The organism is Phocaeicola paurosaccharolyticus JCM 15092, from assembly GCF_000613805.1.
Classification (GTDB): Bacteria; Bacteroidota; Bacteroidia; order Bacteroidales; family Bacteroidaceae; genus Phocaeicola; species Phocaeicola paurosaccharolyticus.
Window position 1 is genome coordinate 62,799 of the sequence record NZ_BAJR01000002.1, and the last position, 11,594, is coordinate 74,392.

10 protein-coding genes, 2 tRNA genes and 2 pseudogenes are annotated in these 11,594 nt (G+C 36.8%); 6 read left to right on the forward strand and 8 right to left on the reverse strand.

Annotated elements, in window-relative coordinates; all coding sequences use genetic code 11:
- The first annotated feature begins 71 nt into the window (after nt 1–71).
- Together JCM15092_RS01630 and JCM15092_RS01635 are read left to right on the forward strand one after the other, a co-directional pair.
- Nucleotides 72–144, forward strand: a tRNA-Gly gene (locus JCM15092_RS01630).
- A 15-nt stretch (nt 145–159) separates the two neighbouring features.
- A tRNA-Leu gene (locus JCM15092_RS01635) sits at nt 160–244 on the forward strand.
- A 129-nt stretch (nt 245–373) separates the two neighbouring features.
- On the opposite strand, the gene JCM15092_RS01640 is transcribed toward JCM15092_RS01635, so the two are convergent.
- The 4 genes and pseudogenes from JCM15092_RS01640 to JCM15092_RS14595 form a co-directional block, all read right to left on the reverse strand.
- A complete protein-coding gene (locus tag JCM15092_RS01640) occupies nt 374–1,813 on the reverse strand; it encodes a tagaturonate reductase (protein WP_024993136.1) in 1,440 nt (479 codons plus the stop codon).
- Between the two features lie 69 nt (nt 1,814–1,882).
- Nucleotides 1,883–3,373, reverse strand: coding sequence for a UxaA family hydrolase (locus JCM15092_RS01645; RefSeq protein WP_024993137.1), 1,491 nt, complete (start codon nt 3,371–3,373; stop codon nt 1,883–1,885).
- A 247-nt stretch (nt 3,374–3,620) separates the two neighbouring features.
- A pseudogene (locus JCM15092_RS14590) lies at nt 3,621–4,543 on the reverse strand (AraC family transcriptional regulator).
- Between the two features lie 227 nt (nt 4,544–4,770).
- Nucleotides 4,771–5,693, reverse strand: a pseudogene (locus tag JCM15092_RS14595) (magnesium transporter CorA family protein).
- Nucleotides 5,694–5,961: 268 nt separating this feature from the next.
- Here JCM15092_RS14595 and JCM15092_RS01660 point away from each other — a divergent pair.
- Nucleotides 5,962–6,798 carry a helix-turn-helix domain-containing protein gene (locus tag JCM15092_RS01660; protein WP_024993138.1) on the forward strand — a complete coding sequence of 279 codons (837 nt, stop codon included), beginning with the start codon at nt 5,962–5,964 and terminating at the stop codon, nt 6,796–6,798.
- Between the two features lie 87 nt (nt 6,799–6,885).
- Nucleotides 6,886–7,362 carry a hypothetical protein gene (locus JCM15092_RS01665; protein ID WP_024993139.1) on the forward strand — a complete coding sequence of 159 codons (477 nt, stop codon included), beginning with the start codon at nt 6,886–6,888 and terminating at the stop codon, nt 7,360–7,362.
- Between the two features lie 86 nt (nt 7,363–7,448).
- On the opposite strand, the gene JCM15092_RS01670 is transcribed toward JCM15092_RS01665, so the two are convergent.
- The 3 genes from JCM15092_RS01670 to JCM15092_RS01680 form a co-directional block, all read right to left on the reverse strand.
- Nucleotides 7,449–7,973, reverse strand: a complete 525-nt coding sequence (locus JCM15092_RS01670) for a hypothetical protein (protein WP_024993140.1) — start codon at nt 7,971–7,973, stop codon at nt 7,449–7,451.
- On the reverse strand, nt 7,970–8,689 hold the full coding sequence (locus tag JCM15092_RS01675; RefSeq protein WP_024993141.1) for a T9SS type B sorting domain-containing protein: 720 nt from the start codon (nt 8,687–8,689) through the stop codon (nt 7,970–7,972). The genes JCM15092_RS01670 and JCM15092_RS01675 overlap by 4 nt, the downstream gene beginning before the upstream one ends.
- A 92-nt stretch (nt 8,690–8,781) precedes the next feature.
- Complete coding sequence (locus JCM15092_RS01680) at nt 8,782–9,384, reverse strand: TetR/AcrR family transcriptional regulator (protein ID WP_024993142.1); 603 nt, start codon at nt 9,382–9,384, stop codon at nt 8,782–8,784.
- Nucleotides 9,385–9,530: 146 nt separating this feature from the next.
- Between JCM15092_RS01680 and JCM15092_RS01685 the strand changes: the two genes are divergently transcribed.
- Nucleotides 9,531–10,136 carry a Crp/Fnr family transcriptional regulator gene (locus JCM15092_RS01685; protein ID WP_024993143.1) on the forward strand — a complete coding sequence of 202 codons (606 nt, stop codon included), beginning with the start codon at nt 9,531–9,533 and terminating at the stop codon, nt 10,134–10,136.
- A 50-nt stretch (nt 10,137–10,186) separates the two neighbouring features.
- On the forward strand, nt 10,187–10,996 hold the full coding sequence (locus JCM15092_RS01690; protein WP_024993144.1) for an SDR family oxidoreductase: 810 nt from the start codon (nt 10,187–10,189) through the stop codon (nt 10,994–10,996).
- 13 nt (nt 10,997–11,009) lie between these two features.
- On the opposite strand, the gene JCM15092_RS01695 is transcribed toward JCM15092_RS01690, so the two are convergent.
- On the reverse strand, nt 11,010–11,480 hold the full coding sequence (locus JCM15092_RS01695; protein WP_024993145.1) for a GNAT family N-acetyltransferase: 471 nt from the start codon (nt 11,478–11,480) through the stop codon (nt 11,010–11,012).
- Nucleotides 11,481–11,594: the final 114 nt, after the last annotated feature.

Consider the following 11,594-nt stretch of genomic DNA (forward strand, 5'->3'; position numbering starts at 1 on the left):
AAACGTAAATTTTCGTAACTAATATTTTGGAGATATAACAAATATTTCTAACTTTGCACCCGTTAAAATAAGCGGAAATAGCTCAGTTGGTAGAGCATAACCTTGCCAAGGTTAGGGTCGCGAGTTCGAGTCTCGTTTTCCGCTCTCTTCACAAAGGATGCTCGAATGGTGGAATCGGTAGACACGAGGGACTTAAAATCCCTTGGCCATTACGGCTGTGGGGGTTCAAGTCCCCCTTCGAGTACTGAAAGTAAAACCTTGTAAATTAATAGTTTACAAGGCTTTATTATTTTAATAAGAAATAAGGCTGAACTTCAGTGAAGAAGTCCAGCCTTTTATATTGCTGAAAGCAATATACTAATCAAAACAAATATTATAAAATACCTTTTACTGTTTCGAGCATTCCAATCTTCACGATAGAATCAAGATTAGCCTTTACAGCTGCAGCAAGTCCTGGAATGTTATTCAGGTTTTCACCCCAGATAGATTCAGCAGCAAGCACACCTTCGGTTACTTTTGCGGTATCACCTGTGGCCCAAAGCTCTTTAAGCATATTCATAATCTCAGGAGCGTCATTTGGAACAATCTCTACTCCGTCAGCACGAACACCACCCTTATAGTAAGTAATGATTGCAGCAAGACCAAGTACAAGACCCTTAGGAAGTTCGCCCTTACGTTGCAGATATGTCTTCAATCCTGGAAGGTCACGAGTCTGATATTTAGGGAATGAGTTAAGCATGATTGATGTAACCTGATGATCAACGAATGGATTGTTGAATCTTTCAAGAACATCTTTTGCAAATTTCTGAAGTTCATCTTTAGGAAGGTTAAGTGTCTCCATAAGTTCATGGAACATAACCTTGTCGATATACTTACCTATTACAGGATGTTGGCATGCATCGCGTACAATGTTCACACCGCTCAGGAATGCAACAGGAGAAAGCACTGTGTGAGGGCCATTAAGTAATGTAACCTTTCTTTCATGATAAGGTTCCTCTGATGGAACGAACAGAACATTCAATCCGGCTTTGTTTGCAGGGAACTCAGCAGCAACAGTCTCAGGAGCTTCGATAACCCATAGGTGGAATATCTCTGCCTGAACAACCATGTTGTCATCATACTGAATCTTTTCTTTTATTGAATCGATATCTTTTCTTGGGAATCCAGGAACGATACGGTCAACAAGTGTAGCGTAAACTCCACAAGCACCTTCAAACCATTTCTTGAAATCCTCTCCAAGGTTCCATAATTCGATATACTGATAAATAGTCTCTTTCAACTTATGTCCGTTAAGGAAGATAAGCTCACAGGGGAATATAATAAGGCCTTTGCTCATATCACCATTGAAAGTTTTGAAACGGTGATAAAGTAGCTGAGTAAGTTTTCCTGGATATGATGATGCAGGTTTGTCCTCAAGTTTGCATGAAGGGTCAAAAGCGATACCAGCTTCAGTAGTATTCGAGATTACAAATCTCATTTCAGGCTGCTCTGCAAGTTTCATGAATTCATAATTCTGAGAATATGGATTAAGTGCGCGGCTTATTACATCAATCATTGTAAGGCTGTTTACCACTTCTCCTTTATCCAATCCCTGAAGGTTTACATGGTATAGATCATCCTGCTTGTTAAGCATATCAATCATACCTTTATCGATAGGCTGTACAACAACAACACTACTATTGAAGTCTGCCTTCTCGTTCATGTTATAGATAATCCAGTCGATAAATGCTCTTAAGAAATTACCTTCTCCAAATTGAATAATTCTTTCAGGGCGTACTGTTTTACTAGCAGTTTGTTTGTTTAGCGGTTTCATAATTATTATAAATTATTTGGTTTAATATTTTAATTTTTCTGTAGCTTTTCCTTACCGAATAGGTATGGGTTAAAGAGTGACTCCGTTCTTGAATATTGCTATTTCACGGTAGTTTTTCTTTTCATTGTTAACTTTCTCCCCACTTGCTACTTTGATGATATACTCAACAAAACGTTTGCAAGTATCTTCCATAGCTTCATTCTCTACTATAACGCCTGCATTGAAATCAATCCATCCCGGCTTGTTTTCTGCAAGAGCAGAGTTTGTAGATATCTTCATAGTAGGAACAAAAGTTCCGAATGGAGTTCCTCTACCTGTAGTGAAGAGTACCATATGGCATCCGCATGAAGCAAGTGCTGTTGAAGCAACAAGGTCGTTGCCTGGAGCAGAGAGAAGATTAAGTCCGTTAACCTTTATTCTTTCCCCATAAGGCATTATACCTTTTACATAACTCTTTCCGCACTTTTGTGTGCATCCTAGAGCTTTCTCCTCGAGTGTAGAGATACCACCAGCTTTGTTTCCCGGTGATGGATTCTCACCAACAGGTTCTCCGTGAGAAAGGAAATATGATTTGAAGTCGTTTATCAGTTTTACAGTCTGTTCAAACAGCTCACTGTTCTCGCATCTGTTCATAAGGATTGTTTCTGCTCCAAACATCTCAGGTACTTCTGTAAGTACTGATGTTCCACCTTGAGCAATAAGGAAATCAGAGAACAGTCCTAATAGAGGATTGGCTGTAATGCCTGAAAAACCATCAGAGCCACCACACTTCAATCCTACACGTAGCTTTGATAGTGGAACATCCTCTCGTTTATCCTCTTTAGCTTTATTGTATAGTTCGCGCAGAATTTTCATGCCTTCTTCAAACTCATCACCAACTTTCTGTGTAACCATAAATTTTATTCTGTCGCTGTCATACTCGCCAAGGAACTCCTTAAATATATCAGGCTGGTTGTTTTCGCAGCCAAGTCCCACAACAAGTACTGCTCCTGCATTAGGATGAAGTACCATGTCACGCAGAATCTTCTTAGTGTTTTCGTGGTCATCACCAAGTTGAGAACAGCCATAGTTATGTGGATATGCAACAATTGCATCAACACCCTGGCAGTTTGTCTCCTGCTTTAAAGCATCGGCAAGTTGTCCTACTACACCATTTACACAACCCACTGTAGGTATAATCCATATTTCATTACGCACACCTACATCACCATTCTTTCTTTTGTATCCTTTAAAATATAAATCCTCTTTTGGAATATCAAGTTCAACCTTTGTTGGATTATAGGTATACTCCAGAAGTCCGGCAAGGTTTGTCTTGATCTGTTTCTCGCTTATCCATGAGCCTTTTTTGACATCGCACAGAGCATGTCCTATAGGATATCCATATTTAACGATGTTTTCACCTTCAGCCATATCTTTAATGGTAACCTTATGGCCTGCAGGAATATCGTCGACTAATGTAATTGACTGGCCATCTATAATGATCTCTTCTCCTGCTTTCAGAGGAGATATTGCTACAGCAACATTATCATCTTTATTGATTTTAATATATTTTGTTTCCATGGTAAGTAAATTTTCGATGATTACATGGCAAATATAATACTTCTTTTTGGTTATTATGTGGAAATAATGTTTTTTGTGTGCGAACACGATTGCGTTTAAAAGGGAGTTTATAGATATCGTGAATCTTCTTTGTTGCGCTGCACTGATCAACAAAAGTTTAATGGCGTGAGATTATAAAAAAATCGCCCATACATCAAGTACAGGCAATTCATTCTTTATCATATGAGGTTTGTAAGAGTGCTATCTTTTATTCTATTGGCACATAGATTTCTGTTATTAGATCTTCAGGTTTTGTACATTCCGGATCGTTCAGATAAACCTCAAATCCCGGACGTGATGCCAGCTGATGTTTCATCTCAAATATGTATTTACCATATATTGTGTCGTAAACCATAGATAGTTTATCGTATGAACCTTTATAGCTGAATATAGCATATTTACCACCTTCAATCATCTTTATACCAATCTCTCCCTTTGGCTCAACTTTGGTATTTATTGACAAGCATACATCAGTACGCTGCTTATCTGCTCAGTAACCTTCGGATCGTCATGATATATACAAATATGATTTATGCCTGCTTTCTGACAGATGTTCTGAAGAATCTCCTCTTTCTTTGAGTTTTTGCAGATATCCGAAATATCTTCTGTGAATAGATTCTGTTCACGAACAAAATTCCATAGTTTTTTCCATGCTCCACAGTAATCTACCTTTTTGTATTCTCCTTGACAGTGAATGTATATAACCTGCATAGGTTTCAAAGTCTCAACTCTTTGCTCTAACTTTAAATCTAAATTTACTTGAATTGGTTTCATAATCGAATAAGTTTTATTGTTTCGATAATCGTTAGGCGAAATACCATAAAATGACTTGAAAGCTTTCGACAGAGAACTTGGAACATCATATCCTACCTTATAGGCTATCTCCCTGATAGGCATATCAGAGTAACGCAGGAGTCGTGCTGCAGTCTCGACTCGCATTCTCGTGATAAATGCTCCGATAGGTTCACCTAATATAGCATGCGTTATTCGGTGGAAATGATAAGAGGAGAAGTTTGATAAACCGGCCAGTTTGTCAAGTGAAATTTCCTCTTCAAGATGATTGTTTATGTATTCTATCACGACATTTATACGTCTGGAATACTCTTCAGCAGTCGAAAGTTTCTGTTGCATCTTATTATATTTATTGCTTTACGTGCGGAACCGAGTATCAGTTCCTTTATCGATAGCAAATTTATACCTATACAGAGCAAAGGAGTTGTCCTATCTTGCTAAAGACAAAATTATTATAAAATAATATAAAAGAGGAATTTAATATACATGAAAAAACTCTATGTAGATCACTATTTATGAATCCACATAGAGTTGATGAATATCTTGTAATGGTTATTCTAAGGATTTTAGAACCATCTGATCTTTCTGAAAATCATAAAGCGAGAGCCGATATAAAGATAGATATCATGACAATAACAGTGAAGGCATACTGGAAATTATTCAAGTGTACATCTACGTTCATTCCATAGAAACTTGCAATGAGTGTCGGTACCATAAGTATGATTGATATACTTGTCATACGTTTCATTATGGTATTGACATTATTGGATATGATTGAAGCAAACGCATCCATAGTGCCTGTTAAGATATCGCTGTATATATTTACGGTATTGTAAGCCTGTTTCAACTCAATGACCACATCTTCTACCAGATCTTTATTTTTGTAATCTTTATCTTGGAATATACTCTGTAGTTTTCCGACTATAACCTCATTACCACGAATTGATGTGTTGAAGTAAACCAATGTTTTTTGCAGTTTCATCAATTGTAGGAGGTCTTCGTTACGTATACTCTTCTCCAGCTCTTTTTCAGCTGCAGTGACATCATTATTAATTTGCTTTAGGTATTTCAGAAACCATACAGCTGATGAGTATATCAGTCTTAAGATAAGTTCGTATTTGTTCCTAACGCTTAGGCTCTTCCTACGGGTGTGATTGATGAAATCTGAAATCATTTCTGTATTTTGGAAGCATACAGTGACTACAATTTCATTGTTTGTGATGATACCTAACGGTAAGGTAGTATAAGGAATACTCTTGTTCTGCTGCATAGGGATACGGATGATGGTTAGTAGCCAATTACCTTCAACATCGGTATGTGGTCGCTCATCGGTATCTGAAATGTCTTCTAGGAATGATTCTGGAACTTTAAGTTCATTTTTTAGAAAATTGAAATCATCTTCGTCCGGGGACTCCACATTCACCCAGCAGTTAGGAATCCAATTAGGTTTTTCAACAAAGCCTGTTTCACAATAAAGATACTTTCTCATCTTATTGCCTCCTTTAGTGTTATATCCATCAGAGACAGTAATTGAATGAAATATTGCCTCTTATGAATCAGTTAATAATATAGTACGTTCGCGGTATTGAATCGTCCATTTTAATTTATGTTTTGATTAAATCAGTGCAAAAGTATATAAAACCAAATTAATGTTAGCTTTATATTTAATTAATTATACTTTTTTGTAAAATAAAGGTTATAGTAAATGTTCGGTTTTTGATAAAAGATGTATTTTTATCATTTATTATCAATAGATTATGGATGAGAGCCGTATAATATATCCATGTGAGATATTGTCGCAATACATTAAATATTATTGGATTCTCAAGAGAGAAGATCATGGTAGTTTCAACCTACAGACAATACCGTCGGGATGTTTGCACTTAGTATTCCATAGACAAGGTAGGGTTAATATAGTAGGTTCAGGTAAACAGCCATCCTGTTTTATACGCGGTCAATTCTCGAAAAGCGGTCTGCTTCTTTCCAGTGGAGAGATGGATATGATAGCTGTACTCTTTAAACCTATGGGTATGTGGTCATTCTTCTCTGTCAACATGTCTGAACTGACAGATTCCTATATTGATGTTGAAGAGATAGAGGACACTGGTTTGAATAGGCTCAAAGACGATATTAATAGTGAGGAGGATAGTCTTAGGTGTATTTCACTTATTGAATCATTCTTTATATCACGTCTTTCACTAAATAAAGACAGTTATATATACGAGAGGCTATTGCCATCTGTCACCTCAATGGTCTTGGATAATTCAGTAGCAGTTGAAAAACTTGCTTCTGATAGCTGTTACAGCTACCGACAATATATAAGGCTATTCACTTCGATAACAGGTGTGAATCCGAAAGTATACTCAAGAATTGTTCGTTTTCAGCACTCTCTATATCTTCTACAGCTAAAAGGGAATATCCAACTTGATGAACTCGCCTTTGAATGTGGCTATTATGATGTCTCTCATTTAGTGAAGGAGTTCAAACTTTTTTCCGGATATACTCCTACACAATATATGCTTACACATAATCCGTATTCATCATTCTTTGCCAATGGAAGTGAACTGAATATTATAAAAAATAGAGAGGAGTGATGCCCGTTATAGATAAGTGAATGTCATTTTTTACAGTCGGTATACTATCTCAACATATAATTTTGCACTCATAAAACAGATAATAATATGGAAAAGATTGATTTTAGCGCCATTACTAATGGTATAAGCTCTGTAATAGAGAGCGAAGAGAATATTCTAAGAACTCTGCCTATAGATGTTATCACACAGAGACGAAACAGACAGAATAGAACTATCAAGATGATTCTTGGACATCTTGTTGACTCCGCCTCCAATAATCAGCAGAGGATGGTAAGGCTTCAATATAGTCAGTATCTGCTTGTTTTCCCTGATTATCGTCAGGATAATGATCTATGGATAGCACTTCAGGATTATCAGGATGAAGATTGGCAGAATCTGATCTCACTTTGGAAATATTTCAATCTTCACATGATTCATCTTATTCAGTCGGTAGATAATAGCAAACTTGACAGCTATTGGTGCGATTTTGAGGGCACTAAGGTGACCCTTCAAGAGATGATAGAGGGTTATCTTGATCACCTGCAACTTCATATAAATGAGATTCATGAGTTGATAGGAGCTTAATGATATAGTAGACTATATGTTGTCTATCAGAGTCAAACTTAAATAGTGAGGGTATGATTAGTCATACCCTCTTTTATTGCTCAACATCAAAATATGATACCAATCTTCATAGAGATTGAGTTGTGGCTGAGTTTCTCCAAAAACTCAGCTTTGAATAGCTCATTCTCGCAACTTTTTATCCTTTCAAGCTCTTGTAACTCATATCCTATGGCAAATGATATTTTCTTATCTTTTAAGATAGGATACTGTATACCTATAGAGGGGTTGAAGTAAAAGCCACCGTTAGTTTTTTCCTCTGGGGCAAAGCTATGGCCCAAAGCACATTCCACATATGGCGTAAACTTCTTAGGCTTAGTTATGATATACTTAGCATCGGCAAAGAGTGGCAGCAATCCCTTCTCGTATATGTGTACTCCTGTTCCAACTCCTGCATAAAACCTGTCGCTTATTTTATACAAACCTATTATTTGTAAGTTGAATGGAGTGCTGGAAGGTTGGCTAAAGTCAATGGCTGTCCCGACATTCGTCGATACTATTACATTATCACCTCTTTTTGCAGAAGCAATAGATGCTGTGCTTAGTATAATAAATAGTAATATTAGTCTTTTCATTTTATTGTTACAGTTATGTTCTCTACTATATGCAAGGCTGTAGTCAGACCCGAGAGGTCATTGCTGATCTCTCCTGAATTTCCTTGAGGGTCGCTGTGTCCTAATAGCTTAGCCTGGAATGTTTTTTCTCCTTTTGACAGATCAATATCTGCTGCATATACCAATGCCGGCTGTCCGCTTCCCTCTTTCCCTCCTGAATAGTTTTTGTCTCCCTCCTTAGCTGATCTTGGGAAACTATCGTTGAAGTCGGTAGAGTGGTTTATCTCAATCTTCACTACAAACTCTTTCATTGAACTTTGGCTCAGCTTTATATCGAAACTACCTTGAGGTGTAGCCCCGGAAATACCATCTGTCAATGGCTCCTTTTTTGTTGGAAGATAAAGGCCGTCATCATACTTTATACCACGTGAATAACACCAGTGGGGTAATGCCTCCTTGCGTCGGTTTCCTCCGGACATCAGCCATGATTGTGTGGCAATTTTATGTGTTACATATACAGTGGATAGATAGTTACCCTGTTTGTCCTCCAGCCATATAGCTATCTGCGGAGCATTCTTCTTAGATATTCCAAGGAACAGGGGGAAGTCATGCAGCCACTCATCACCCTTTTCAATATGAACTTTCATATCTCCTTTGTTGTATTCAATCTCTTCCTGCTGACAAGAATAGAGGCATATTAGCCAGAATAAAATAAAAAACAGTTTCATTTTCTTCATTTTACGTTCTATAATTAGTAAATTGTTTATGTTACTTATCGGTAACACCGAGGGTATATTAATAGTATTTATACGATATTCAAAAAACTTGATTAGTTGGTAAACAAATTATCTACCATGCTGTCTATTCCATTTTCTATCTGTTCCCATCCTGATTCTTTGTCAAGTGGGATACCATTGTATACAGGACAGAACTCTCCAAGCATGATAAGATAGGTTATTGAAGCGGTTGCCATTGAAGCAAAGACTGCCATTTCGCTTTGCTCTTTTCCGGTAAGTTCGCAAACTCTCTCAATAAGCTTTACGCCGACATTCTCTCTTTGTTCCCTCAACTTAACAATCATCTCATTGTTTGAGGATAGTTCCCAACGATATATTCTTTTTAGAGTAGGGTCTTTTCTTAATTGCTCTATATGCTGGTGAAACATCTTTTTTATGAAATCGGGAATCTCCTCTTTAGAAGTGATTTCTAAAGGGAAGTTTATCCAGAAATCATGTTGGCGTATATATGATGCAATCAATCCATCTACAGAGCTGAAGTAGCGATAGATAAGAATTTTTGAAACTCCGGAGCGTGCAGCAATAGCATTGACGCCAATCTTTTCAAATCCCTCCTCAGCTATCATCTCACCGATGGCATTAAGTATCCTTTTTTCGGTCGATTCTCTATCTTTTTCTCTTGCAGTGATATTCATTTTCTTTTCATGTTACCAATCGGGAACAAAGGTATGTTACTTATCGGAAACATGCAAGCTAAATCAATTATTTTTGAAAGATGTTTATATAAATCTCTACTTTGAAGGCAAATTGTACTTTATTTGTAAAGACAACGCTAATTACTATGAATGCATTATTGACTAATGAGATTGAAAAGTTCTATGAACTGCTCATTAAAAAGATCTCTCTTTTATCCAAGCTTGATGTGGATGATGTCAAGCTTATCAAATCATTATTTCATTTTGAACATTATAAGAAGGATGAGCCGATAATACGAGTGGGAGAGGTTTCGGATAAAGCTTATTATATTATTTCCGGATATATGAAATATTATAAGCTGCTTGAGAGTGGTGACGATCTTATAATCCATCTCTATGCACCAGATAACTTTGCAGCTTCTCTTGATAGTTTTTTCAAGAAAGAAAGATCGAAAGAGGAGTTGACATGTATAACTGACTGTAGGCTTTTCTCTATAAGCAAGACCAATTTAGAGATACTATTTTCTACAAATGAGAAATGGGGGACTTTTGGTAGAAAACTTATGGAGACCTTTTTAATAGAGAAGGAGGAGAGGATTATTGACCAGATATCACTTACTGCTCAGCAAAGATATATCAAGCTTATTGAGACACATCCCGGTATAGTGCAGAACGTACCTATAAAACTGATAGCCTCATTCATTGGTGTAAAACCGGAATCACTGAGTCGTATAAGAAAACAGATTAACTAACATTTGTTAGGTGTGCGAGTGGATACACTGCTTTATTTTTGCAATAAAAAATGAAGACAGTATTAATTACAGGAGCATCAAAAGGTATTGGCCGAGCAACGGCGATTCTATTCAGTCAGAAGGGATGGAATGTTGCTGCAGCAGTAAGGGAGATAGATACAGAAGAGCAATATCCCGAGAATGTATGCCCATTTATCATTGACATCAGAGATAGAGAATCAATAAATAGGTGCATCGAACAGGTTGTGAATTATTATGGGAGAGTTGACTTGCTTGTAAACAATGCAGGCGTTTACTCAACCTCACCCTTGGAGTGCATATCTGAAGAGGATCTGAATAATGTCATACAGACAAATGTAAAAGGCACTCTATATATGACTCAGGCAATGCTTCCCTATTTCAGAACTAATAAAGGCGGAACAATAGTAAATATCTCATCGATAGCCGGTAGAGTAACATTCCCCTTCCAATCGGTATATCACACATCAAAATGGGCTATTGAAGGATTGAGTGAGAGCCTCTATTATGAACTAAAAAATCTGAATATCAAGGTGAAAATAGTAGAGCCCGGAATGGTACATACAAGTCTTTATAGATCAGTATTGGATTTGTCTGCAGAGAGATTTCCTATGGAGTATAGAGAGAACTTTGCCCATTGGCATAGTTACCTGATAAATAACTATGATAATGGTTATGACCCGATATTGGATGCAAGAAGAGTCTATCAGGCGGCAAATGATAGAAGTTCAAAACTTAGATATACTTCGGATTCCTCCACAAAGTTTGTGCTTATTCTACGCAGGATTTTCCCTACATGCATTTTGCAAAGGCTTATCTATTCGATATGTAAACTTAAGTAGAAGAGTTGGTCTGTTATAGATTCAGACGGTAGTAACTCAAGATATTATCATAGACAAAACTATTGGCTTCAAGGGCTTTGCAAGAAGGTATATTCTCTTTTTCAGGCATAACGATTATGGACTTGGCACCTTTTATTTCTCTGATATTTTTTATGAGTTCAGCAATAATTAATTTACCATATCCTTTTCCTAGATAATTAGTATTGCCAATGAGATAGTCAATGCTAAATGTATATCCGGCAGAGTTCACTGTATACCAATCCTCCTGAGCATAGAAACAGTCATAATATTGACAGAATGCAAAAGGAGTCTCTTGATCATAGACAATAAGATGATTAAGAAAGCTATATTCTGTATCTCTGCCGGCAATCTCGTTAATCCATTCTTCAGGTTGATGATACCATCTAAGAATATAGTCTTGATACACCCATTTTTTGAATAGGGCAAGATCCTTATCTTCAATTTTTCTTAACTTAATCTCCATATTAGTTCATTTTATGTAGCTCGATTAGTATTCTCTTCAAATATACTCTTTTAGTACAATATTTGTATAAGTTCTTCAAGTAGAGAATCATTTTATCGAAAAACATATATTGGT

What these genes read in the sequence shown, in the direction of transcription:
- JCM15092_RS01660 (WP_024993138.1), top strand. Translation starts at nt 5,962, where the DNA reads ATGGATGAGAGCCGTATAATATATCCATGTGAGATATTGTCGCAATAC.
- JCM15092_RS01670 (WP_024993140.1), bottom strand. Translation starts at nt 7,973, where the DNA reads ATGAAAAGACTAATATTACTATTTATTATACTAAGCACAGCATCTATT.
- JCM15092_RS01690 (WP_024993144.1), top strand. Translation starts at nt 10,187, where the DNA reads ATGAAGACAGTATTAATTACAGGAGCATCAAAAGGTATTGGCCGAGCA.
- JCM15092_RS01695 (WP_024993145.1), bottom strand. Translation starts at nt 11,480, where the DNA reads ATGGAGATTAAGTTAAGAAAAATTGAAGATAAGGATCTTGCCCTATTC.
- JCM15092_RS01645 (WP_024993137.1), bottom strand. Translation starts at nt 3,373, where the DNA reads ATGGAAACAAAATATATTAAAATCAATAAAGATGATAATGTTGCTGTA.
- JCM15092_RS01675 (WP_024993141.1), bottom strand. Translation starts at nt 8,689, where the DNA reads ATGAAGAAAATGAAACTGTTTTTTATTTTATTCTGGCTAATATGCCTC.
- JCM15092_RS01640 (WP_024993136.1), bottom strand. Translation starts at nt 1,813, where the DNA reads ATGAAACCGCTAAACAAACAAACTGCTAGTAAAACAGTACGCCCTGAA.
- JCM15092_RS01685 (WP_024993143.1), top strand. Translation starts at nt 9,531, where the DNA reads ATGAATGCATTATTGACTAATGAGATTGAAAAGTTCTATGAACTGCTC.
- JCM15092_RS01665 (WP_024993139.1), top strand. Translation starts at nt 6,886, where the DNA reads ATGGAAAAGATTGATTTTAGCGCCATTACTAATGGTATAAGCTCTGTA.
- JCM15092_RS01680 (WP_024993142.1), bottom strand. Translation starts at nt 9,384, where the DNA reads ATGAATATCACTGCAAGAGAAAAAGATAGAGAATCGACCGAAAAAAGG.